This is a genomic window from Micromonospora sp. URMC 107, from assembly GCF_051386315.1.
Lineage (GTDB): Bacteria > Actinomycetota > Actinomycetes > Mycobacteriales > Micromonosporaceae > Micromonospora.
Window position 1 is genome coordinate 1 of sequence record NZ_JBPQTK010000102.1, and the last position, 22,622, is coordinate 22,622.

Annotated in this window: 19 protein-coding genes and 1 pseudogene; 8 read left to right on the forward strand and 12 right to left on the reverse strand. The window is 73.2% G+C overall.

The window, feature by feature from the left end:
- Positions 1 to 103: 103 nt before the first annotated feature.
- The 4 genes from ACSNN9_RS21160 to ACSNN9_RS21175 form a co-directional block, all read right to left on the reverse strand.
- Positions 104 to 1,792: an acyl-CoA mutase large subunit family protein gene (locus ACSNN9_RS21160; RefSeq protein WP_357870691.1), complete on the reverse strand. Its 1,689-nt coding sequence runs from the start codon at positions 1,790 to 1,792 to the stop codon at positions 104 to 106.
- Positions 1,793 to 1,900: 108 nt separating this feature from the next.
- Positions 1,901 to 2,314 (reverse strand): Asp23/Gls24 family envelope stress response protein, encoded by a 414-nt coding sequence (locus ACSNN9_RS21165; RefSeq protein WP_357870694.1) that lies wholly within the window; start codon positions 2,312 to 2,314, stop codon positions 1,901 to 1,903.
- A gap of 75 nt (positions 2,315 to 2,389) precedes the next feature.
- Positions 2,390 to 3,325, reverse strand: a complete 936-nt coding sequence (gene meaB, locus ACSNN9_RS21170; RefSeq protein WP_436675043.1) for a methylmalonyl Co-A mutase-associated GTPase MeaB — start codon at positions 3,323 to 3,325, stop codon at positions 2,390 to 2,392.
- A 102-nt stretch (positions 3,326 to 3,427) separates the two neighbouring features.
- Complete coding sequence (locus tag ACSNN9_RS21175) at positions 3,428 to 4,627, reverse strand: acetyl-CoA C-acetyltransferase (RefSeq protein WP_436675026.1); 1,200 nt, start codon at positions 4,625 to 4,627, stop codon at positions 3,428 to 3,430.
- A gap of 61 nt (positions 4,628 to 4,688) precedes the next feature.
- Between ACSNN9_RS21175 and mce the strand changes: the two are divergent.
- From mce to ACSNN9_RS21200, 5 genes and pseudogenes are all read left to right on the forward strand, one after another.
- Positions 4,689 to 5,159, forward strand: a pseudogene (gene mce, locus ACSNN9_RS21180) (methylmalonyl-CoA epimerase); the annotation flags it as partial.
- A 307-nt stretch (positions 5,160 to 5,466) separates the two neighbouring features.
- Positions 5,467 to 6,822, forward strand: a complete 1,356-nt coding sequence (gene ccrA, locus ACSNN9_RS21185) for a crotonyl-CoA carboxylase/reductase (protein ID WP_436675027.1) — start codon at positions 5,467 to 5,469, stop codon at positions 6,820 to 6,822.
- Between the two features lie 288 nt (positions 6,823 to 7,110).
- The gene (locus ACSNN9_RS21190) at positions 7,111 to 8,361 is read left to right on the forward strand and encodes a cell division protein DivIVA (RefSeq protein WP_436675028.1); all 1,251 of its coding nucleotides are present in this window, start codon (positions 7,111 to 7,113) and stop codon (positions 8,359 to 8,361) included.
- Between the two features lie 175 nt (positions 8,362 to 8,536).
- On the forward strand, positions 8,537 to 10,738 hold the full coding sequence (locus ACSNN9_RS21195) for a hypothetical protein (RefSeq protein WP_436675029.1): 2,202 nt from the start codon (positions 8,537 to 8,539) through the stop codon (positions 10,736 to 10,738).
- A gap of 251 nt (positions 10,739 to 10,989) precedes the next feature.
- Positions 10,990 to 12,207 (forward strand): AI-2E family transporter, encoded by a 1,218-nt coding sequence (locus ACSNN9_RS21200; RefSeq protein ID WP_436675031.1) that lies wholly within the window; start codon positions 10,990 to 10,992, stop codon positions 12,205 to 12,207.
- Positions 12,208 to 12,253: 46 nt separating this feature from the next.
- On the opposite strand, the gene ACSNN9_RS21205 is transcribed toward ACSNN9_RS21200, so the two are convergent.
- The 7 genes from ACSNN9_RS21205 to ACSNN9_RS21235 all read right to left on the reverse strand — a co-directional run bounded on the left by ACSNN9_RS21205 (position 12,254) and on the right by ACSNN9_RS21235 (position 18,675).
- Complete coding sequence (locus tag ACSNN9_RS21205; RefSeq protein ID WP_436675033.1) at positions 12,254 to 13,063, reverse strand: alpha/beta hydrolase; 810 nt, start codon at positions 13,061 to 13,063, stop codon at positions 12,254 to 12,256.
- A 66-nt stretch (positions 13,064 to 13,129) separates the two neighbouring features.
- Positions 13,130 to 13,456 carry a hypothetical protein gene (locus tag ACSNN9_RS21210; RefSeq protein ID WP_357870721.1) on the reverse strand — a complete coding sequence of 109 codons (327 nt, stop codon included), beginning with the start codon at positions 13,454 to 13,456 and terminating at the stop codon, positions 13,130 to 13,132.
- Between the two features lie 66 nt (positions 13,457 to 13,522).
- Positions 13,523 to 14,575, reverse strand: a complete 1,053-nt coding sequence (locus ACSNN9_RS21215) for a hypothetical protein (protein WP_436675035.1) — start codon at positions 14,573 to 14,575, stop codon at positions 13,523 to 13,525.
- Positions 14,572 to 15,066, reverse strand: coding sequence for a SigE family RNA polymerase sigma factor (locus tag ACSNN9_RS21220; RefSeq protein WP_436675036.1), 495 nt, complete (start codon positions 15,064 to 15,066; stop codon positions 14,572 to 14,574). The genes ACSNN9_RS21215 and ACSNN9_RS21220 overlap by 4 nt, the downstream gene beginning before the upstream one ends.
- A gap of 40 nt (positions 15,067 to 15,106) precedes the next feature.
- Positions 15,107 to 16,897 (reverse strand): 3-hydroxyacyl-CoA dehydrogenase family protein, encoded by a 1,791-nt coding sequence (locus ACSNN9_RS21225; protein WP_436675037.1) that lies wholly within the window; start codon positions 16,895 to 16,897, stop codon positions 15,107 to 15,109.
- Between the two features lie 155 nt (positions 16,898 to 17,052).
- Complete coding sequence (locus ACSNN9_RS21230) at positions 17,053 to 18,111, reverse strand: alpha/beta fold hydrolase (RefSeq protein WP_436675038.1); 1,059 nt, start codon at positions 18,109 to 18,111, stop codon at positions 17,053 to 17,055.
- Positions 18,112 to 18,210: 99 nt separating this feature from the next.
- A complete protein-coding gene (locus ACSNN9_RS21235; RefSeq protein ID WP_436675039.1) occupies positions 18,211 to 18,675 on the reverse strand; it encodes an FHA domain-containing protein in 465 nt (154 codons plus the stop codon).
- Positions 18,676 to 18,939: 264 nt separating this feature from the next.
- Between ACSNN9_RS21235 and ACSNN9_RS21240 the strand changes: the two genes are divergently transcribed.
- Complete coding sequence (locus tag ACSNN9_RS21240; RefSeq protein ID WP_436675040.1) at positions 18,940 to 20,436, forward strand: aldehyde dehydrogenase family protein; 1,497 nt, start codon at positions 18,940 to 18,942, stop codon at positions 20,434 to 20,436.
- 68 nt (positions 20,437 to 20,504) lie between these two features.
- Complete coding sequence (locus ACSNN9_RS21245; protein ID WP_436675041.1) at positions 20,505 to 21,182, forward strand: methyltransferase domain-containing protein; 678 nt, start codon at positions 20,505 to 20,507, stop codon at positions 21,180 to 21,182.
- A gap of 49 nt (positions 21,183 to 21,231) precedes the next feature.
- On the opposite strand, the gene nucS is transcribed toward ACSNN9_RS21245, so the two are convergent.
- Positions 21,232 to 21,891, reverse strand: a complete 660-nt coding sequence (nucS, locus tag ACSNN9_RS21250) for an endonuclease NucS (RefSeq protein WP_121399575.1) — start codon at positions 21,889 to 21,891, stop codon at positions 21,232 to 21,234.
- 71 nt (positions 21,892 to 21,962) lie between these two features.
- Between nucS and ACSNN9_RS21255 the strand changes: the two genes are divergently transcribed.
- Positions 21,963 to 22,580, forward strand: coding sequence for a DUF4126 domain-containing protein (locus ACSNN9_RS21255; RefSeq protein ID WP_436675042.1), 618 nt, complete (start codon positions 21,963 to 21,965; stop codon positions 22,578 to 22,580).
- Positions 22,581 to 22,622: the final 42 nt, after the last annotated feature.

A 22,622-nucleotide genomic window follows, 5' to 3' on the forward strand; every position in this document is an offset into this window, starting at 1 on the left:
GCCCGGCACCGCGCGATCCTGCGCCCCCGGCTCCCGGTACGTGGCGTTCGCCGGGGCACGAAGATGCAGGACCGCGGGTGCGGAGGGGAGGTGGGGAACGGGGTCAGAAGCGGGCGGGCTCGCGGTAGACGCCCCACTCGGCGCGCAGGGCGTCGCAGATCTCGCCGAGGGTGGCCTCCGCGCGTACGGCGTCCAGCATGGCCGGGATCATGTTGCCGTCGGTCCGGCCGACGGCGACCATCCGCTCGATCGCGGCCTTGACGGCTGCCTCGTCGCGGCCGGCCTTCCGCTCGGCCAGCACCCGCCGCTGCTCCAGCTCCACCTCGTGCGAGATGCGCAGGATCTCCAGGTCCTTGGCGACGGTGCCGGTGTGGCAGTTGACCCCGACGATCCTCTTGTCGCCCTTCTCCAGCGCCTGCTGGTAGACGAAGGCGGACTCGGCGATGTGGCCGGTGAACCAGCCGTCCTCGATGCCGCGCAGGATGCCGGAGGTCATCGGGCCGATCCGGTGCGGGCCCTCGCCACCGAGCTGCCGGATCCGGGCGAAGATCTCCTCCGCCTCGGCCTCGATCTTGTCGGTGAGCGCCTCGACGTACCAGGACCCGCCCAGCGGGTCCGCCACGTTGGTCACCCCGGTCTCCTCCATCAGCACCTGCTGGGTACGCAGGGCGATCTCGGCCGACTCGTCGGTGGGCAGCGCCAGGGTCTCGTCCAGCGCGTTGGTGTGCAGCGAGTTGGTGCCGCCGAGCACCGCCGCGAGCGCCTCCACGGCGGTGCGCACCACGTTGTTGACCGGCTGCTGGGCGGTCAGCGACACCCCGGCGGTCTGCGTGTGGAACCGCAGCCAGAGCGCCTTCTCGCTGGTCGCGCCGTAGACGTCGCGCAGCCAGCGGGCCCAGATCCGGCGGGCGGCCCGGAACTTGGCGATCTCCTCGAAGAAGTCGACGTGCGAGTCGAAGAAGAAGCTCAGGCCCGGCGCGAAGACGTTGACGTCCAGCCCCCGGGAGAGCCCCAGCTCGACGTAGCCGAAGCCGTCGGCGAGGGTGTACGCCAGCTCCTGCGCGGCGGTCGAGCCGGCCTCGCGGATGTGGTAGCCGGAGACCGAGAGCGGCTTGTAGCGCGGGATCTCCCGGGCGCAGTACTCCATCAGGTCGCCGATCAGGCGCAGGTGCGGCTCCGGGTCGAAGAGCCACTCCTTCTGCGCGATGTACTCCTTGAAGATGTCCGTCTGCAAGGTCCCGTCCAGCTTGGACGGGTCGGCGCCCTGCCGCTCGGCGGCCACCAGGTACATGCAGAACACCGGCACGGCCGGCCCGGAGATCGTCATCGACGTGGTGACCCCGGCCAGGTCGATGCCGTCGAAGAGCGCCTCCATGTCGGCGGCGGTGTCGATGGCGACGCCGCAGTGGCCCACCTCGCCGAGCGCCTGCGGGTCGTCGGAGTCCCGGCCCATCAGCGTGGGCATGTCGAACGCGACGGAGAGGCCCCCGCCGCCGGCGCCCAGGATCATCTTGTAGCGCTCGTTGGTCTGCTGGGCGTTGCCGAAGCCGGCGAACTGCCGGATCGTCCAGGTCCGCCCGCGGTAGCCGGTCGGGTAGAGGCCCCGGGTGTACGGGTACTCGCCCGGCCAGCCGATCCGCTCGAAGCCCGGGTAGGCGACTCCCTCCGGCGGCCCGTAGACCGGGTCGACGGGCATCCCGGAGAGCGTGGTGAAGTCGGCGTCCCGCTTGCGCGCGGCGTCGTAGCGGGCCTGCCAGCGTGCCCGTCCGGCAGCGATCTCGTCGGCGTTCATCCGCAGGGCTCCTCCTCGAGTCCTCGACTGCACTGCGAGTGTAGAGCCCAGACCTGAACGATCGCTAAGTAAGTTCGTACCCGCAGGTAACCTGGGCGGCCGGGCGCCTCAGGCGACGGGGGCGGCGGGACCGCCCAGGGCCACGTCGTCGACCCTGATGTTGACCTCGTCGACCCGCAGCCCGTACGCCTCGACCGCCCCGGCGACCTGCGCCCGGACCTCGGCGGTCACCTGCGGCACCGCGTGACCGGCCTCGATCACGATGACCAGGTTCACCACCGCCGCGCCGTTCGTGACGTGCGCCGAGCAGCCGCGCCGGGCGTCGCCGACCTGGTCGAGCCCGACCTTGTCGAGCACCGCGTTGAAGAACCGGGCCACGTCCCCGCCCAGCTCGACCACCCCGGGCACCGACCGCGCGGCGGCGACCGCGATCTTCTCCACCACCTCGTCGGAGACGAGCGTCGTCCCGCCCGCCGCCGCGCCCGGCGTCACCGACAGCTCCTGCGTCGCCTCGTCGCCCATCGTCTCCCCCACTCCGCCGCGCACCGCCCCACGCCGACCGTGCGGCGGTGCGAGCGTACTAGTTCGCAGGAGCCCTCAGGAGCCGAGCTGGGCGAGCAGTTCGTCGGCCGCCGCGTACGGGTCGAGGGCGCCCTCGGCCACCTTCGCGGCGAGCGCCGGCAGCTCCGTACCGTCGCGCAGGGAACCGATCCGGGCGCGGAGCACGCCCAGCGCGATCGCCTCGATCTCGGCGGCGGCCCGCGCCTCCTGGCGGCGGCGCAGCTCGCCGTGCTTGACCAGCCAGCCACGGTGCTTGTCGATGGCGGCGGCGATGTCGTCGATCCCCTCGCCCCGGGCGGCGATCGCGCGCACCACCTGCGGCCGCCACTCGCCCGGCCCGCGCTCGCCCAGGGCGATCATGCCCTGGATGTCGCGCACCGTGGCGTCGGCGCCGTCCCGGTCGGCCTTGTTGACCACGAACACGTCGGCGATCTCCAGGATGCCGGCCTTGACCGCCTGGATCGCGTCACCCATGCCCGGGGCCAGCAGCACCAGCGTGGTGTCGGCCAGCGAGGCGACCTCCACCTCGGCCTGCCCGACGCCCACCGTCTCCACCAGCACCACGTCGCAGCCGGCGCCCTCCAGCACCCGCACCGCCTGCGGCGTGGCCGCCGACAACCCGCCGAGGTGGCCCCGGCTGGACATCGACCGGATGTAGACGCCCGGATCGGTGGCGTGGTCCTGCATCCGGACCCGGTCGCCGAGGATGGCCCCGCCCGTGAACGGGCTGGACGGGTCGATGGCCAGCACGCCCACCCGGTGACCGCGGGCGCGCAGCGCCCGGACCAGCTCGTTGGTGGTGGTCGACTTGCCCACCCCGGGCGAGCCGGTCAACCCGACGACCTGGGCCTGACCGGCGTACGGCGCGAGCGCCGCCGCGATCCGCGGCAGCGTCGCGTCGCCCGACTCGACCAGGGTGATCAGCCGGGCCACCGCGCGCGGATCGCCCGCGCGGGCCCGCTCGACCAGCATCGGCACGTCCCGGCTGCGGCGCACCGGGGGTGCGCCCGCCGCCGGGACGTCGTCGACGATCTCGCTCACTGTGCTGCCTCTACGGGATCGGCCGGACCGCGGTCAGTGACCGCTCTCGCCGGGGGCCGGGACGTGGATGATCAGGGCGTCGCCCTGGCCGCCGCCGCCGCAGAGCGCCGCCGCGCCCGTGCCGCCGCCCCGGCGCTTGAGCTCCAGCGCGAGGGTGAGCACCAGCCGGGCGCCGGACATGCCGATCGGGTGGCCCAGCGCGATCGCCCCGCCGTTGACGTTGACCTTGTCGGGGCTGATCCCGAGGTCACGGGTGGACTGGATGCCGACCTGGGCGAACGCCTCGTTGATCTCGATGAGGTCCAGGTCCTCGATGCCCAGCCCGCCCTTCTTGAGCGCGTGCTGGATCGCGTTGGACGGCTGCGAGTGCAGGGAGTTGTCCGGGCCCGCGACGTTGCCGTGCGCGCCGATCTCGGCCAGCCAGGTCAGCCCCAGCTCCTTGGCCTTGGCCTTGCTCATGACGACCACCGCGGCGGCGCCGTCGGAGATCGGCGAGGAGCTGCCGGCGGTGATCGTGCCGTCCTTGGCGAACGCCGGGCGCAGCTTCGCCAGCGACTCGACGGTGGTGTCCGGGCGGATGCCCTCGTCCTCGCTGATCACCAGGGGGTCGCCCTTGCGCTGCGGGATGACCACCGGGGTGATCTCGTCGGCGAAGTGACCGTTCTTCTGCGCGGCGGCGGCCCGCTGGTGGCTGGCCGCGGCGAACGCGTCCTGCTCCTCGCGGGTGATGCCGTGCCGTGCGTTGTGCCGCTCGGTGGACTCCCCCATCGCGCAGCTGTCCCAGGCGTCGGTGAGCCCGTCGAGCGCCATGTGGTCCTTGACCACCACGTCGCCGTACTTGTAGCCGCCGCGCTGGCCGAGCAGCAGGTGGGGGGCGTTGGTCATGGACTCCATGCCGCCGGCGACGACGATGTCGAACTCGCCCGCGCGGATCAGCTGGTCGGCCAGGGCGATCGCGTCCAGGCCGGAGAGGCAGACCTTGTTGACGGTCAGCGCCGGCACGGACATCGGGATGCCGGCCTCGACCGCCGCCTGGCGGGCCGGGATCTGCCCGGCGCCGGCCTGGAGCACCTGTCCCATGATCACGTACTGGACCTGCTCGGGGGCGACGCCGGCCCGCTCGAGCGCCGCTTTGATCGCGACACCGCCGAGCCTGGTCGCGGGGAGGTCCTTGAGGTTGCCCAGCAGGCGCCCCATCGGGGTCCGCGCGCCGCTGACGATCACCGAAGCCATGCCTGCCTCCGAGGGGGTGCCGACCTGTACGCCTTAACGATTGTTCGGTCAGACTAGCGCCATGGCTGAGAACTCCCCCGTCGAGACCGCTGCCGACTATGTCACAGACATCGGCCTGCGCCGCATCGACCACGTCGGGGTCGCCGTCGCCGACCTGGACGCCGCGATCGACTTCTACCAGCGCACCTTCGGGATGCGCTGCGTGCACACCGAGGTGAACGCCGAGCAGGGCGTCCGCGAGGCGATGCTGGCCGTCGGCCCGGACGCCGAGGGCGGTTGCGTGCAACTGCTCGCCCCACTGACCCCGGAGTCGACCATCGCCAAGTTCCTCGACAAGAAGGGCCCGGGCGTGCAGCAGGTGGCGTACACGGTGGCGGACATCGACGCCGCCTGCGCGAAGCTGCGCGAGCGGGGCGTGAAGCTGCTCTACGACACCCCGAAGCGCGGCACCGCCAACTCGCGGGTCAACTTCGTACACCCGAAGGACGCCGGCGGGGTGCTGGTCGAGCTCGTCGAGCCCGCCGCCGCGCACAAGAACGGTCACTTCGCCGACGAGATCACCCCGGTGGTCATCCCGGCGCGGGGGCGGGCGGGCACTCCGCCCGCCGAGCGCGCCGCTGCGTGGTCCGACGGCCGCCCGGACACCTCCACGCATCGGCCAATGCAGTTTTTCACAGAGCACTTCCGGCTCAACCTACCGTTCAGTAACGTCCCGCCCCACAGGAGCGCGGCCGGTCCCGGATGTGTCGGACGCCGACATGGCGGGCGGGGCGCACCGACGCCGACGATGGCAGCACCCGGGCCCGCGTGGGCGGGGTGCGGACGAACGGGAGGTCGACGTGCAGGACATCCTCGAAGCGATCATGGCGGCGGAGGGATCCGACCAACCGGAGCGGGAACTCGCCGGGATCGCCGGCCTGCCGGTACCGGAGACGTACCGCGGCGTGGTGGTACGCGCCGAAGAGACCCGGATGTTCGACGGCCTGGCCACCCGGGACAAGGACCCGCGCAAGGCGCTGCACGTGCAGGAGGTGCCGACGCCGCAGCTGGGACCGGGCGAGGCGCTGGTCGCGGTCATGGCCAGCGCGATCAACTACAACACGGTCTGGACCAGCATCTTCGAGCCGCTGTCGACCTTCAAGTTCCTCCAGCGCTACGGCCGGCTGTCGGAGCTGACCCGCCGCCACGACCTGCCGTACCACGTGGTGGGCTCGGACGCGGCCGGCGTGGTGCTGCGCACCGGGCCCGGCGTGACCCGGTGGTCCGCCGGCGACGAGGTCGTCGCCCACTGCCTCTCGGTGGAACTGGAGGACGCGGCCGGGCACGACGACACCATGCTCGATCCGCAGCAGCGGATCTGGGGCTTCGAGACCAACTTCGGCGGCCTGGCCGAGCTGTGCGTGGTCAAGGCCAACCAGCTGATGCCCAAGCCGCGCCACCTGAGCTGGGAGGAGGCGGCCAGCCCCGGGCTGGTCAACTCGACCGCGTACCGGCAGCTGGTGTCGCACCACGGGGCGAACATGAAGCAGGGCGACGTGGTGCTGATCTGGGGCGCCTCCGGCGGCCTGGGCGGCTACGCCACCCAGATGGCGCTCAACGGCGGGGCGATCCCGGTCTGCGTGGTCTCCTCGCCGGACAAGGCGGAGCTGTGCCGGAAGATGGGCGCCGAGCTGGTCATCGACCGGGCCGCCGAGGGATTCCGGTTCTGGAAGGACGAGCAGACCCAGGACCAGGACGAGTGGCGGCGCTTCGGCGAGCGGATCCGGGAGCTGACCGGCGGCGAGGACCCGGACATCGTCTTCGAGCACCCGGGCCGGGAGACCTTCGGCGCGAGCGTCTACGTGGCCAAGCGCGGCGGCACCATCGTCACCTGCGCCTCCACCAGCGGCTTCCAGCACCAGTACGACAACCGCTACCTCTGGATGCACCTCAAGCGCATCGTCGGCAGCCACTTCGCCAACTACCGTGAGGCGTGGGAGGCCAACCGGCTGGTGGCGTTGGGCAGGATCCACCCGACCGTGTCGCGGACCTACCCGCTGGAGCAGACCGGCCAGGCCGCGTACGAGGTGCACCGCAACGCGCACCAGGGCAAGGTCGGCGTCCGCTGCCTCGCCCCGTCGGACGGCCTCGGCGTACGCGACCGCGAGCTGCGCTCCCGGCACGAGGATGCGATCAACCGGTTCCGCGGCCACTGACCCTGCGGATGAGGCGCCGTCGACCATTGCGGTGAACGGCGATTGCCTTTCCGCCGGGGCGCCGGACGCTCATTCGAGTGACCCGCGCCATGACGCGACAAAGGGCCGCGGGGTGCTCCCGCGGCCCTTTTCCGATGTCACTCTCCGTGCCGTCCGACCCGCCCGGGACCTGCCAAGATCGGCGATCTGTCCGGCGATCCGCGGACCTGTAGTTGACCATGTAAAGAGGACACGAAAGCTCGGCACCGCTCTTGCGAAGCACCCTGGGGGGTCTGCGAGTATGTCCCAATGCCCCAGCAGTCCTCCCCTCTTGCGTTCTTCGATAACGCGAACTCGCAGCCCGATTTCACCGTTGGCCTGCGCGGCTACAACACCCACCAGGTCGATGACTTCATCGGCCGGATGACGGCCGCGCTGACCCAGTCCGAGCAGGCCCGCGCCGAGGCCGAGCAGCGGATGAACGACGCCCAGCGCCGGCTCCGCCAGGCCGAGCAGCGCATGAGCGCGCTGGAGCAGAAGCTCGCCGACACCAACAAGCAGCTCGAGGAGAACAGCCGGCCCACCCTCTCCGGCCTCGGCACCCGCGTCGAGCAGATCCTCCGGCTGGCCGAGGAGCAGGCCAACGACCACCGCAACGAGGCCAAGCGGGAATCCGAGGGCATCCTCTCCGCCGCCCGCCTCGAGGCGCGCGAGATCACCGACAAGGCGCGCGCCGAGGCGGCGGCCATGAAGGCCAACGCCGAGCGCGAGGCGGGCAGCGTCCGCACCGCCGCCGAGCGCGAGGCCGCCGAGGTCCGCGTCCAGGCCCGGCGTGAGGCCGACACGCTGCGCGCCGACGCCGACCGGGAGACCAAGCAGCTGCGCACGGTCACCGCCCACGAGGTCGCCGAGCTGAAGTCCACCGTCGAGCGTGAGGTCGCCACCCTGCGGGCCACCGCCGAGCGGGAGATCACCCAGCAGCGGGCGAAGGCCGCCCGCGAGGCCGAGGAGAAGCGCGCCGAGGCGACCAAGCTGCTCACCGACGCCCGCGACAAGCGCGACAAGGACCTCCAGGCCCTGGAGCTCCAGCTCGCCGAGCGCCGGGAGAAGGCCGAGCGCGAGGAGTCCGAGCGGCACGCCGCGCAGGTCGCCCAGACCCAGAAGCTGGTCGGCGAGGCCGAGCAGCGGGCCCACGCCGCGCAGGAGCGGGCCAAGGAGATCGAGCAGCGCGCCGAGGCCCGCCGGGTCGAGTCGGAGCGCACCGCCAACGAGACCGTCGACAAGGCCAAGGCGCTGGCCGACAAGACGCTCACCGAGGCGAAGGCCGAGGCCAACCGCCTGCTCACCGAGGCGCGCACCGAGGCCGAACTGACCACGCAGGCGGCCCGCCGCGAGGTCGAGGACCTCACCCGGCAGAAGGACGCCGTCACCTCGCAGCTCGGCCAGATGCTCTCCGGCCTCGCCGGCATCGTGCCGGGCGTGCCGGCCGCGCAGGCCAAGCCGGAGGCGAAGAAGGCCGACGGCGCAGACGAGCGGGTGACCGCGGAGACGTCCAACTGACCCACCCGACCGGGGCATGATCAGCGGCGCGGGGTGACACCGGGTGACCGGTGCGCCCCGCGCCGTACGCGTTTGTCCGCCTGGCGAATTGCCCGGGCGTGTCGGCAGTGAAGTAGGTCCTATCCGGGGCGTCCGTATCGCCCCAGCCGGACTGGTCGCGTGTGAGGATGGGGGCATGTCGCACGGCGAGGAACTGTTCGCTCTCGGCGGGGACGTGACGACGGAGCCCAGCTTCGAGTCCGCTCTGCGGGGGTACGAGAAACGACAGGTCGACCGGTACGTCGCTCGCGCGGAGCACGAGATCGCGGCCCTGGCGGCCGAGCGGGAACAGGCCTACACACAGATCCACAAGCTGGCCGGCCAGGTCGAGGTGCTCCAGCGGGACCTCGCCCAGGCGCGCAAGTCGTCCGGGGCGCTCGAGAACGTCTCCTACCGGCACCTCGGCCCGCGGGTGGAGCAGATCCTCACGCTCGCCGAGGAGCAGGCCGACGCGATCCTGGCTTCCGCCAACGAGGAGATCGAGGCGCGTCGCGCCGCCGCCGAGCACATCGTCGAGGAGGCCCGCGAGCAGGCCGCCACCGCCCTCAAGGACTTCGAGATCGCGCTGGCCGCCCGCCGGACGGAGGAGGAGCGGCACACCGCGGCCCGCATGGCGGAGGCGGACGCCACCGTCAGGACGGCCAAGGAAGAGGCCGCCCGGCTCCGCAAGGCCGCCCAGGAGGCGCTGGCGAAGGCCCAGCAGGAGGCCACCCAGCTGCGGGACACGGCCAAGGAGATCCACCACCGGGCCCAGCAGGAGGCGACCAAGCTGCGCGAGGCCGCCAAGGAGGTGCACGCCAAGGCCCAGCAGGAGTCCACCCAGCTGCGCGAGGCCGCCAAGGAGATGCACGCCAAGGCGCAGCAGGAATCCAAGCGCCTGGTCGACCAGGCCACCGAGGCGGGCCGGGCCACCCACGCCAAGGCGCAGCGGGACGCCAAGCAGATCATCGACGACGCCGCCGACGCCGGCCGGGCCACCCGGGAGAAGGCCCGCCAGGAGGCGGAGCGGCTCACCACCCAGGCGGCCGAGACGGCCAAGCGCAACCGCGCCGAGACCGAGGCGTACGTGCAGCGGATGCGCACCGAGACCGAGGCGTACGTGCAGCACGCCCGGTCCCAGACGCAGCAGGAGCTGGGCGCCTGGCGGGCCGGGGTGGAGCAGGAGGTCAACAGCCGGCGCGAGGCCGCGGACCGCGAGCTGACCGAGCGCCGCACGGCGGCCGAGCAGGAGCTCACCGAGCGCCGCGCCGAGCTGGAGAAGCAGTACAAGACCCGCCTCGCCGAGCTGGAGAAGCAGCACACGAGCCGGCACGACGAACTGGAGTCCGGATTCGCGGCGCGCCGCGCCACGCTGGAGGCGGAGTACACCGCCCGGAAGAACGAGATCGAGCAGAGCGCCGCCGCCGTCCGCCAGGCCGCCGAGCAGGACGCGCTGACGATGCGCCGGCAGGCCGAGGAGGAGGCCGCGGCGCTGCTCAGCCGGGCCGAGACCGAGGCGGCCGACAAGCGTCGCAAGGCCGACGAGCACGTGGCGACGTCGCGCCGGCAGTTCGAGGAGTACGCGGCCACGACGCAGCAGCACCTGGCCACCACCCAGCAGCACCTCGCCGCCACGCAGCAGGAGGCCGCCGCCGGTCGTCAGCAGCTCGCCCAGGTGATGTTGGAGATCGCCCAGGCCCAGCAGCAGCTGGCCGACCTGCGGCAGGAGACCTGGAAGTCCCGGCAGGAGTCCGACGAGCTCCAGCGACAGGTGGCGGAGCTGCGGTTGGGCCTGCTCACCGCGACCGACCGGCCGGGCGGGACGGACGGCGCCGCCGCCGCGGTGGTGGCGGGCGGCAAGCCGACGCCGGCCACGGCGAACGGCGGCAGGCCCCGTCCCGACGCGGACGAGGCCCCGGCGGGCACGGGCACGACGGGCACGGGCGCGGGCACGACGGGCACGGGCGCGGGCACGGCGGAGAAGTCGGGTGCGGACAAGACCCCGGCCGGTGCGGGCGCGGCGACGGGCTCCGCGGCGGCCGCGGCACCCTCCGGCGGAAAGCCCGCCGCCGGCAAGGTGGAGCCGGAGGACGCCGGGCAGCCGGCCAAGGGCCGGATCGAGCCGGCCGACGCCGGGCAGCCGGCCACCGGCAAGGCCACCGTGACCACCGTCGACGGGGACACGGCCAGCGCCGGCGTGGACGGGGAGCCGACCGTGGCGGCGGTGCCCGGCGAGGGAGGCCGGGGCGCCACCCCGACGAAGATCACCAGCACCGGCGAGAACGGCAAGCGCCCGGCGAAGCCGACCACCGACGAGCGCAGCGCCAAGCCGAGCAAGGTCGTCGTCGAGAAGGACTGACCCCGGACCGCTCCACCGCCCGACGACCCGGGTCATTGGGCGGATCCTGGCGGAATCGGCCCTCGAAGGGCTGTCCCCGTACCAGGATCCCAGGACCTCGGTCCTGCCCGCACCCAGAGGGTGCGGGCAGGGGTGACGGTGGCCGGGCCGGGTGGCACGGCCGGCCGGGCCTGCGGCGTACGCTCCCGGTGGGATTCGCCGACGTGCACCGTGGTCGGGCCGGCCGGCGGGAGTCGATCCAGGGAGGTCCGATGGCAGACGACGGACCGACGGCGTCGAGCGGCGGCCGGGATCCCGGCCACGCCCCGGCACCGGGCGACCGGAGCCGGAAGCCGGAGCACGCCACCGCGCCCGCACACGCCGGCCGGGCGACCGACACGGCGGACACCCCGGCCGAGGGCGAGCCGGCGGCGAACGGGTCGAGCCGGTTCGGCACGCCGGGGCTGCCCCTGAAGCGCAGCAGCTTCCTGGTCGGCTTCACCGGCGCGGCCGGGGTGCTGCTCGCGTACGCCCTCTTTCTGGGCCTGCGCAACGCGGCCGGCATCCTGGTCCTGGTGCTCATCGCGCTCTTCCTCGCCATCGGCCTGCATCCCGCGGTGGTCCGGTTGCGGTCCTGGGGGCTGCCGCACGGGGCCGCCGTGGCGGTGGTCGTGCTGGCGGTCGTGCTGCTCCTCTGCGGTGGGGTGCTCGCCCTGGTGCCGCCGGTCGTGACGCAGACCGGGCAGTTCATCGACCAGCTGCCGAGCTACCTGGAGGCGTTGCGCCGCAACGAGACGGTCAACGACCTGGTGGAGCGGTACGACCTGATGGAGCGGGTGCAGAGCGCCGCGAACGCCGACACGGTCGGTCAGGCCCTCGGCGGGGTGCTCGGCGGCGCCCAGCTGGTCTTCGGCACGGTCTTCCGGGGGCTGACCGTGCTGGTGCTGACCATCTACTTCCTGGCCTACTTCGACCGGCTCCGCGACCTCGGCTACTCGCTGGTGCCCCGCTCCCGCCGGGAACGGGTGCGGCTGATCGGGGACGAGATCCTGACGAAGGTGGGCGCGTACATGGTCGGCGCGCTCAGCATCGCGGTGCTGGCCGGGGCATCCACGTACGTCTTCGCGCTGATCGTCGGGCTGCCGTACCCGTTCGCGCTGGCCGTGGTGGTCGCGGTGACGGACCTGATCCCGCAGATCGGCGCGACCCTGGGCGCGGTGATCGTCAGCCTGGTCGGGTTCGCCACGGACCTGCCGGTCGGCATCGCCTGCGCGGTGTTCTTCCTGATCTACCAGCAGGTCGAGAACTACCTGATCTATCCCAAGATCATGCGCCGGTCGGTGTCGGTCAACGAGGTCGCCGCCCTGGTGGCCGCCCTGCTCGGGGTCTCCCTGCTGGGGGTGGTGGGCGCGCTGATCGCGATCCCGGCGGTGGCCGCGCTCCAGCTCATCCTGCGGGAGGTGGTCCTGCCCCGGCAGGACTCCCGCTGACCCCGGCCGGCCGGTCGGCGACGGGGCGCGGCCGGCGGAGCGCGGATCAGCCGGCCTGGCCGGCGGACGGACCCGGCACCGGGCGGTCCGCGAAGGAGGCCACCGTGCGGTCGGCGTACGCGCTGACGTCGCCGGCCTCCATGGGGCCGTCCCAGGTGGTCGGCAGCGGCACGGCGGCGGCCGGGTTGACCCGGCGGACCACCTCGTCCAGCACGGTCTCGGCGTCGCCGACCCAGAGGTGCTTCGCGCCGGGCACCCCGATCACCTCGGCCCGCGGCACCGCCGCGAAGCGCTCCCGCGCCTCGTCGGGGCGCACGTGGTCGTCGAACTCGGGCACCACCGCGGTCAGGGGCTTGCCGGACGCGGCCCACTGGTCGAGGTCCGCCGGGGTGGAGTAGCGCAGCGGCGGGGAGAGCAGGATCGCGCCGGTGACCGCCGGGTCGCAGCCGTACTTCAGGATCAGGTCGGTGCCGAACGACCAGCCGAGCAGCCAGATCTGCGGCAGCTCGTGGAACTCGGCGTACTCGATGGCGGCGGCGACGTCGAAGCGCTCGCCGACCGCGTTGTCGAAGGCCCCCTCGCTGGTGCCGCGCAGGCTGCTGGTCCCCCGGGTGTTGAAGCGCAGCACCGCCAGGTCGGCCAGGGCCGGCAGCCGCCACGCCGCCTTGCGGAGCACGTGGCTGTCCATCATCCCGCCGTGCGTCGGCAGCGGGTGCAGGCAGACGAGGGTGCCCACCGGCTCACGGTCCAGCGGCCGGGCCAGCTCGCCGACCAGCCGCAGACCGTCCGCGGTGTGCAGCTCGATGTCCTCGCGGTGCCCGGGCAGGATGGAGGACGCGCGAATCGGTGTGCTCACCCGTCCAGTCTCGCGGGTGCGGCCGGGAACCGCCGGGCGGGGCGGAAACAGCGTGATCCAGATCGCTCAGCCGTACCGGGGAGCACCACGGCCGCGCTGGACGGCCGGCCCGCGCCGGTCCCGGGCCCGCCAGCACCCGCTGTGCCAGTGCCGCCGGTCGGTGAGGTCGCCCCGCCCGTCCGCCGGCCACGCCACCAGGTGCGCCACCCCGGGCCGGATCTCCTGGTCACAGCCCGGGCAGCGGTACGTCTTGGTGGAGGCGCCGCCGCTGATCCCGCGTACCTGCCAGTCGCCGTCGCGCCACTGCTGCACCGAGGCGACGCCCTGGCGGACCCGGTCGGAGTCGAGGTGCGCGGCGTCATCGCGGCGGGGTCGGTTGCGACGAGGGCTCACGCTTGCCAAGCGTACGGCCCGGCGGCCGGGCCGACCCCGGGCGGGCGACCCGGCCCCGCCCGCCGGTCAGTCCCAGGTCCCCGGGTGGGCGGGGTCGGCGGCCACCTGCGCACCACCCAGCACGACGGCCGCGTCCGCCTCGGTGAAGCCGTGACTCGGCCAACCGAACCGGGCCGTCAGGTGCGCCTTCGGGAAGCCGAGCAGCTCCAGTTGGTCGCCCTTCGGGTAGAGGTAGGCCGCCCGGCCGCCGATCGTCCGATTTCCCTCGGCGCGGCTGCCGGCCATCTCGCTGTAGTACTCGAACCGCACCTGCATCCAGCGCTCTCCGGGTCGGTTGACACGCAGCAGGACGTCGAGTGAGTCCGGGAAGCCGATCGCGTTCACCTCACAGCCGGCGAGCCAGGCGTCGGGCGGCAGCACGCCCAGCCGCAGCGGGGACGCGCACCGGTGCACCGCGTCGAGTCGCAGCGCCGACCGCGCTGTACGCAGCACCGAGTCGTCGTCGGCCACGGTGTACACCCGGGCGTAGAGCCCGGGGACCGGCTGCCAGCGCAGGAACCACCCGGACTGCGCGCCGGGCCCGGGCGAGGGCACCCGTCGCACCTGACCGTCGAAGGCGTCGGCGCCCGCCGGTGCGTCCGGATAGGTCATCCCATCGTGGCGCAGCTCCTCGACCGCGGCGGCGGTCCGGGCGAGGTCGAACGCGACCTGTCGGCCACCGCCGAAGTCGAGGCGGGCGCCTTCCGCCCCGGCGACGGACTGCCAGGTGAGCCAGCGGGCCCGAGCCGGGTCGACGGTGAAGTGCAGCAGGTGCGGGTCGCTGCCGACCAGGTCGGGCCGGGCGGCGGCGCCGGGCACCCCGTGCACCGGTGCCGGTGCGGCGGCGGTGACCGCCGGCCCGGCGCCCGGCCACCGTGGTCCGGGCACCGGCCCGAGAGCGCCGGCGGCGGCGAACCCGAGCAGGGCCACGACCCCCAGCGCGCTGCCCGCGCCGATCCGGCGGCGTCTGCGACGGGCACGCCCCCGGGCCACCGCCCACGCGGTGAGCCGATCCGTGTCGACCGTGCCCTCGGCGCGTTCCCGCAGCGTCCGTACGATCCGCTCGTCGAGGTCGGTCATGGTCGGCTCCCGTTGGTCGTCGGGACGCCGCAGCGCTCCCGAAGGTGGGTGAGCGCCCGCATGGCATGGGTGCGGACGGTGACCGGCGAGCAGCCGAGGATCTGGGCGATCGTCGCGTCGTCGAGGTCCTCGTAGTAGCGCAGCACGAGCACCGCCCGCTGGCGGTCCGGCAGCCCGAGGATGAGCCGCCACATGGCGTCCCGGTCGGCCGTCTCGCCGCCGAGGTCGCCGCGCTGCGGCCGTTCCGCGAAGTCGGCCGTGGCCAGTTCCCGGTTCGTGCGCCGGCGCCACCAGGAGTTGTTGGCGTTGACCAGCATCCGGCGCACGTACACGTCCGGCCGGTCCACCCTGGCGATCCTCCGCCAGTGCACGTACGCGCGAGCCAGGACGTCCTGGGTGAGGTCCTCGGCCCGGTGCTCGTCGCCCGTCAGCAGCCGGGCCAGCCGTACCAGGGCGGGGCCTCGGCTGCTGACGTACTCCTCGAAGGTCACACCACCCAGACGCCGTCACCGGGCCGCGGCGTTGACCCCGTCAGCGACGGGTGTGGTCGCGGAAGCCACGGCCGCTCTTGCGGCCCAGGTAGCCGGCCGTGACCAGGTGCTCCAGCAGCGGCGCGGGCGCGAAGCCCGGCTCGCGCAGCTCCAGGTAGAGCTCCCGCTGGATGGCCAGCGAGACGTCCAGGCCGACCACGTCGAGCAGCTCGAACGGGCCCATCGGGTAGCCGCAGCCCAGCTTCATCGCGTGGTCGATGTCGTCGGCGGTGGAGTAGCTCGCCTCCAGCATCTTCACCGCGTCGTTGAGGTACGGGAAGAGCAGCGCGTTGACGATGAAGCCGGACCGGTCACCGCAGACCACGCCCGTCTTGCCCAGCGCGGCGCAGACCGCGCGGGCGGTGGCGGTGGTCTCCGCCGAGGTGCGGATGGTCTCCACGATCTCGACCAGCGGCATGAGCGGCGCCGGGTTGAAGAAGTGCAGCCCGACCACGTCGGCGGGCCGCTGGGTGGCCATCGCGACGTCGATCACCGGCAGCGAGGAGGTGGTGGTGGCGAGCACGACGCCCGGCTTGCAGATCTCGTCGAGGCTGGCGAAGAGGGCCTTCTTGACGCTCAGCTCCTCGACCACGGCCTCGACGACGAGGTCGACGTCGGCGAGGTGGTCCAGGGTGGCCGACCAGTTGATCCGGCCGAGTGCGGCGTCCCGGTCGGCCTCGCTGAGCTTGCCGCGCACCACGCCCTTGTTGAGCGAGGTCTTGACCGCCTCGAAGACCTTGGCGGACTTCTCCGCGCCCCGGGTCACCGAGACGACCTCGTAGCCGGCCTTCGCGAAGACCTCGATGATGCCGGTGGCCATCGTCCCGGAGCCGACGACGCCGACCTTCGCGAGGGCACGGTCGCCGTCGGCGAGCGCGGCCTCCGTCGCCACCGGCGTCTGCTCGTCGGGTACGACGACCGGGGAGCCCGGTCGCTCGTAGGTGTAGAAGCCCCGGCCGGACTTGCGCCCGAGGAGCCCGGCGGTGACCATCTGCTTGATCAGCGGCACCGGGGCGTGCCGGCGGTCCCGCCCGCCGCGCCGGTACATGGTGTCGAGGATCTCGTACGCGGTGTCCAGGCCGATCAGGTCCATCAGCGCCAGCGGGCCCATCGGCAGGCCGCAGCCGAGCTTCATGGCCGCGTCGATGTCCTCGCGGGTGGCGTAGTGCGCCTCGAACATCCCGACGGCGTGGTTGAGGTAGCCGAAGAGCAGCGCGTTGGCGATGAAGCCGGCCCGGTCGCTGATGGTGACGTCGACCTTGCCGAGCCGCTTGCAGAGCGCCTCCACGTCGGCCACCACGTCGGTGGAGGTGACCACCGTCCGGACCACCTCGACGAGCTTCATCACCGGGGCCGGGTTGAAGAAGTGGATGCCGATCACCTGGTTGGGCCGGCTGGTGGCGACGGAGATCTCGGTGACGCTCAGCGACGAGGTGTTGGTGGCCAGGATCGCCTCGGGCTTGCAGACCCGGTCCAGCTGGGCGAAGATCCGCTGCTTCAGGTCCAGGTGCTCGGGCACCGCCTCGATGACGAGGTCCACCGAGTGCAGCGCGTCCAGCCCGACGGCGAACCGTACGCGGCTCAGCAGCGCGTCCCGGTCGGCCTCGGCGAGTTTGCCCTTGGCCACCGCCCGGTCCGTCGACCCGGTGAGGATGGCCCGGCCGCGTTCCAGCGCGTCCTCGGAGACCTCCACCGCGACGACGTCGACCCCGTTACGCGCGAATACCTCGACGATGCCGGCACCCATGGTGCCCAGACCCACAACGCCCACGCTGGTGAAATCGCGCGCCACGACCAGCCTCCTCAAAACTCCGCACGGCCGAGTGAACGACCATTAAGGTTATGCGCGCGAGTCTGCCACGTGACGTTGAGTTGTCGAGGCGCCGTGGGAAATTTCACGAGCCCAGCGGGGCTGCGGCCGGTGCCCGACCGCCCGGCATCCGTCGATCAGCCGGCCTCGTCGGTCAGGCGGAGCAACTCGGCGACGAACTCGGCCGGCCGCTCCAGGTGCGGGCTGTGCCCGCAGCCGGGCAGCAGCACCTCGCGGTACGTCCCGCCGGCCGCCGCGTACCGCTCCAGCACCGCCCGGGTCTGCCCCACCATCGGCTGCGCCGGGCAGGCCGCCGCCCCCGGCCAGCCGGGCAGCACGCCCAGCGAGCCCAGGTGGGCCAGGTCCATCATCGCGGTGTCCGAGACGATCACGTCGGCGTCGCCGTGGATCCAGGTGACGGGCCGCTTGCCGGCCACGGCGACCAGTTCGTCGGCGACCCGGAAGTACGCCGGGGAGAGGGCGTTGAGCACCCCACGCCGTCCCGGTGCGGTGCCGGGCCAGTTCGCCGAGGTCACCGCCGTACCGGGGTAGTTGTCGTCGCCGGTCGCGGTGGAGAGGAGGCTGTCCAGCAGCAGTTCCTCGTCGTCGCCGAGCGAGGCCGGGTCCGCCACGTAGGTGGCCCGCAGCACGGCGCGCGGGCTGGTCTGGCTGTCCATGCCCCGGTCGCCGGCGGCCAGCCGCGTGACGAAGTCCCGGTTGGCGGTGCCGCCGCCGGTGCCGGCGAAGTCGGGGCTGGTCGGCGTTCCCGTCAGGTCCCGGGTGCCGCCGTAGCCGTACGGCGAGACCGGCGCGGCGAGCAGCAGCGCGCCCACCCGGTCGGGGTGGTCGACGAGCAGTCGCATGGCCACCCCGCCGCCGAGCGAGTGGCCGACCACCACCGGCCGGGCGCCGGGCGCGAAGAGGGACGGCTCGTCGAGCAGCGCGGCGACGTCGTCGGCGAAGTCACCCAGCCCCCGGGTCGCGTCGACCGGGGCGGTGTCGGTCAGCCCGTAGCCGCGCAGGTCGGGCGCGACCACGCGGAGGGTGGCCGGCAGCCGTCGCACCAGCGGCTCCCAGAAGGCCGCCGACGAGCAGTTGCCGTGGACGAGCAGTACGGGAACGCCGTCCGGCGGCCCGGCCACCCGTACCGCCTGGGTGATTCCGTTCGCTGACACCAGCCGCTGTCCGGTCTCCATCCGCCGGATGCTGCCACGGCCACGCCGGACGCGTCCATGGGCCGGCCCGCCACCTTCCACCACCGGGAGGTGTGCGCCGGCGTCCGCCGTCGGCCCCGGTCAGGACGGGGCGGACAGCACCGCCGCAACCGCCACCGGCGGCACCGGGTCGACGCCCGGTGCGGCCGGGGCCGCGATCGGCAACGGCAGGGTCGGCCGGCGGTCCCGGCGCGGACCGCCGAAGCTGAACCCCACCGGGTCGGTCCGCGCCACGCCCGGGTCGAAGACGCGCAACTCGGTGCGGCCGAGCCGGATCACGTCCCCGTCGGCCAGCCGCTCCACGCCGGTGATCCGCCGGTCGTTCAGCCAGGTGCCGTTGGTCGAGCCCAGATCCGCCAGGGCCGCCCCCTCGCCCGTCAGCCAGACCTCGGCGTGCCGGCGGCTCAGGTGGGCGTCGTGCACGACGATGTCGGCGGTCGGCGCCCGGCCGATGACCTGTCGCTGCGGGCCCACCCGGAAGCTCAGCCCCCGCATCGCCCCACCGGCCACCGTCAACAACGGTCTCAGTTCCGGATGTTCCTCCATGGAAGATCAGCCTCCACCCCGCACGGTCACCCCGCGCGTCAGCCTGCCATCACACGGTAGTCGCCCTCCACCGCCGCGTGGCCACCTCCGCGCCGCCGGCCGGACACCTCGCGTTCGGCGGTTCGGCGCGCATCGGCGGAAGAATCATCACAAGTCCGGGCGACGGGCGTCCACCCCGTCCGGGCACCCTCGCGGCCGGTCCGGCGGACGGGACCGCCCGCCACAGCCCTACCGACGAGTAATCCTCGGGTCTAGACTTCCGTCATGACGGCTGTGCATGCCCCGGGTACCCCCGTGATCGAGGACGGTCGGCTCATCTCGACGAGCCCGGCCACCGGGGCGGAGGCCGGACGCCTGCCGGTCGCCACCGCCGAGGACGTCCGACGGGCCGTCGACCAGGCCCGCGCGGCCGGCGAGTGGTGGGCCGCGCTCGGCTTCGACGGGCGCCGGGAGCGGCTGCTGCGCTGGCGCGGCCTCCTCGCCCGGCGGATCGAGGAGATCGCCGAGCTGGTGCACGCCGAGGGCGGCAAGCCGGTCGCCGACGCCATCGTCGAGGTCGTCACCGCCGTCGAGCACGTCGACTGGGCGGCCCGCAACGCCCGCCGGGTGCTGGGCCCCCGCCGGGTCCGCTCGCGGCTCGTCCTGGCCGAGTTCTCCGCCCACCTCGAATACCAGCCGTACGGCGTCGTCGGCGTGATCGGCCCGTGGAACTACCCCGTCTTCACCCCGATCGGCTCCGCCGCGTACGCGCTGGCGGCGGGGAACACGGTGGTGCTCAAGCCCAGCGAGTACACCCCCGCCGTCGGGCAGTGGCTGGTCGACACGTTCGCCGAGGTGGTGCCGGAGCGCCCGGTCTTCACCGCCGTGCACGGGCTCGGCGACGTCGGGGCGGCGCTCTGCCGCTCCGGAGTGGACAAGGTGGCCTTCACCGGCTCCTCGGCCACCGCCCGGAAGGTGATGGCGGCCTGCGCCGAGTCGCTGACGCCGGTGCTGCTGGAGGCGGGCGGCAAGGACGCGATGATCGTCGACGCCGACGCCGACCTGGACGCCGCCGCCGAGGCGTGCGTCTGGGGCGCGCTGACCAACGCCGGCCAGACGTGCATCGGCATCGAGCGCGTCTACGCGGTCGAGCCGGTCTTCGACGCCTTCGTCGGCAAGGTGGTCGAGCGGGCCGGCCGGTTGACCGTCGGCCCGGACGACGCGGACATCGGGCCGATCACCATGCCGAGCCAGATCGACGTTATCCGCCGGCACATCGACGACGCGCTGTCCCGGGGCGGCCGGGCGGTGCTCGGCGGCGCCGACGCGGTGCAGCCGCCGTACGTACGGCCGACCGTGCTGGTGGACGTCCCGGAGGACTCCGCCGCCGTACGCGAGGAGACGTTCGGTCCGACCCTGACCATCAACCGGGTCCGCGACGCCGACGAGGCCGTCGCCCGCGCCAACGCCCTGTCGTACGGCCTGGGGGGTTCGGTCTTCGGCCGGCGGCACGCGGTGGCGATCGCCCGGCGGCTGCGCTCGGGCATGGCGTCGGTGAACTCGGCGCTGACCTTCGCCGGGATGTCCACGCTGCCGTTCGGCGGCGTCGGCGACTCCGGCTTCGGGCGCATCCACGGCGAGGACGGGCTGCGCGAGTTCAGCCGCGCCAAGGCCATCACCCGGCGACGGGCCCGGTCGCTGCTGCCCTCGACGACCTTCGAGCGGACCCCGGCCGACGTCGCCCGGCTCGTGAAGGCCATCAAGGTCATGTACGGGCGGTGACTGTCGGATAACCGATCATGAACGCCCCCGCGTGTGTCCAACGTGGTGGGAGCGGTACATTGCGTTAAATGCGCCCCCATCGATTGCGCTTCCACCTCGTCGACAGTGACCGGTCGTGGAGTGCCCGGCAGCGGCGTCGCCGCGCCGACTGGCTGGCCCAGACCTTCCCCGACCTGGAAAAGATGCACGTCATCGACCTGGGCGGCCGGCTCGGCACCTGGACCCGCGCCGACGTGCGGCCGGCGCGCGTGCACGTGGTCAACCTGGAGCGGCCGCCCGCGGACGTCCCGGAGTGGGCGGAGATCGACCGGGCCGACGCCTGCGACCTGCCGGCCCGGATCACCGCGCGCCGCTACGACCTGGTCTTCTCCAACTCCGTGCTGGAGCACGTCGGCGGGCACGAGCGGCGGCTGCGCTTCGCCGACGCCGTGCGCGGTCTCGGCGACCGGCACTGGGTGCAGACGCCCTACCGCTACTTCCCCATCGAGCCGCACTGGATCGCGCCGGGGATGCAGTTCCTCCCCGTGCGGCTGCGCACCGCCCTCGCCCGCCGCTGGCCGCTGGGGCACAAGCCGACCCGCACCCACGAGGCCGCCATCCACCAGGTGCTCTGGACGGAGCTGCTGGACCGCTCCCAGATGCGGCACTACTTCCCCGACTCGCGGATCCTCGTCGAGCGGGTGGCCGGCCTGCCCAAGTCGCTGATCGCCGTCCGCGCGGACGGTCCCCCGGCCACGCCCCGGTGACTCCCGGCGGGCGTCGGAGTCGCCTCCGCGCCCGACAGCCCCCGGACCGTCAGAAAAGGGTGAGTTCGTCGCGTTCGATGCCGCGCAGCTTGTCGTAGTTCACGACCACGCAGCGGATGCCCCGGTCCGTGGCGAGCACCCGGGCCTGCGGCTTGATCTCCTGCGCGGCGAAGACCCCGGCGACCGGGGCGAGCAGCGGGTCGCGGTTGAGCAGTTCCAGGTACCGGGTCAGCTGCTCCACGCCGTCGATCTCGCCCCGGCGCTTCACCTCGACGGCGACGGTGCCGGACGCGGCGTCGCGGCAGAGCAGGTCCACCGGGCCGATGGCCGTCATGTACTCCCGGCGGATCAGCGTGAACCCCTCACCGAGGGTCTCCGGGTTGGCCGCCAGCAACTCCTGGAGGTGCGCCTCCACGCCGTCCTTGCGCAGGCCCGGATCGACCCCCAGCTCGTACGAGGTGTCCTGGAAGATCTCCTCCAGGGTGATCCGCAGCTCCTCGCCCGCCTTGTTGACGACCCGCCAGACGCCGGGGGCCTCCTCCAACCGGCAGGGCGGGCTCATCCAGTTCAACGGCTTGTACGCCCGGTCGTCGGCGTGGATCGACACCGACCCGTCCGCCTTCACCATGAGCAACCGGGTGGCCGGCGGCAGGTGGGCCGAGAGCCGTCCGACGTAGTCCACCGAGCACTTCGCAATGACCAACCGCACCCGACGAGGGTAGCCGAGACCCCGGCCCGCGCCACCGAGCGGCACTGGCGTGCCGGTGCGATGCTGAGACGGTGCTCGAAGTTCTCACCGGTACAGGTCTCGCCGCCTCGGCGGGGCTCAACGCATACATCCCCCTGCTCACCATGGGCCTCCTGGCCCGCTACACCAGCCTGATCGACCTGCCCGGCGGATGGCAGTGGCTGAGCAACGGCTGGGTGATCGCGATCCTGGCGGTGCTGCTGGTCATCGAGGTCGTCGCCGACAAGGTCCCGGTGGTCGACCACGTCAACGACGTCGTGCAGACCGTGGTCCGCCCGACCGCCGGCGGCCTGGCGTTCGGCGCGGGCTCGTCGTCGGAGACGGTGACGGTGAGCGACCCGGGCAGCTTCTTCTCGTCCAGCCAGTGGGTCCCGGTGGTCACCGGGGTGCTGATCGCCCTCGGCGTGCACCTGCTGAAGTCCGCCGCCCGACCGGTCATCAACGCGACCACGGCCGGCGTCGGCGCGCCGGTGGCCAGCACCGCCGAGGACGCCACCAGCGTCGTCATGTCGGTGGTGGCGATCATCCTGCCGGTGCTGGTGCTGGCGTTCCTGCTCGGTCTGGTCGTCTTCCTCTTCTGGTTCCGGCGCCGCCGCTCCGACCGCCGCCGGGAGCGTGAGGCGGCGCGGGCCGCCGGCTTCCGCGTCTGACCGCTCCGGACATGCCGCTGGCCGGCACCCCGGGTGGGGTGC

Coding starts and splice junctions, on each gene's coding strand:
- ACSNN9_RS21165 (WP_357870694.1), bottom strand. CDS start 2,314: ATGGGCGACGAGGCGACGCAGGAGCTGTCGGTGACGCCGGGCGCGGCG.
- ACSNN9_RS21215 (WP_436675035.1), bottom strand. CDS start 14,575: ATGACCGACCTCGACGAGCGGATCGTACGGACGCTGCGGGAACGCGCC.
- ACSNN9_RS21240 (WP_436675040.1), top strand. CDS start 18,940: ATGACGGCTGTGCATGCCCCGGGTACCCCCGTGATCGAGGACGGTCGG.
- ACSNN9_RS21235 (WP_436675039.1), bottom strand. CDS start 18,675: ATGGAGGAACATCCGGAACTGAGACCGTTGTTGACGGTGGCCGGTGGG.
- ACSNN9_RS21230 (WP_436675038.1), bottom strand. CDS start 18,111: ATGGAGACCGGACAGCGGCTGGTGTCAGCGAACGGAATCACCCAGGCG.
- meaB (WP_436675043.1), bottom strand. CDS start 3,325: ATGCTGGTCGAGCGGGCCCGCGCGGGCGATCCGCGCGCGGTGGCCCGG.
- ACSNN9_RS21190 (WP_436675028.1), top strand. CDS start 7,111: ATGCCCCAGCAGTCCTCCCCTCTTGCGTTCTTCGATAACGCGAACTCG.
- ACSNN9_RS21245 (WP_436675041.1), top strand. CDS start 20,505: ATGCGCCCCCATCGATTGCGCTTCCACCTCGTCGACAGTGACCGGTCG.
- ACSNN9_RS21195 (WP_436675029.1), top strand. CDS start 8,537: ATGTCGCACGGCGAGGAACTGTTCGCTCTCGGCGGGGACGTGACGACG.
- ACSNN9_RS21160 (WP_357870691.1), bottom strand. CDS start 1,792: ATGAACGCCGACGAGATCGCTGCCGGACGGGCACGCTGGCAGGCCCGC.
- ACSNN9_RS21175 (WP_436675026.1), bottom strand. CDS start 4,627: ATGGCTTCGGTGATCGTCAGCGGCGCGCGGACCCCGATGGGGCGCCTG.
- ACSNN9_RS21200 (WP_436675031.1), top strand. CDS start 10,990: ATGGCAGACGACGGACCGACGGCGTCGAGCGGCGGCCGGGATCCCGGC.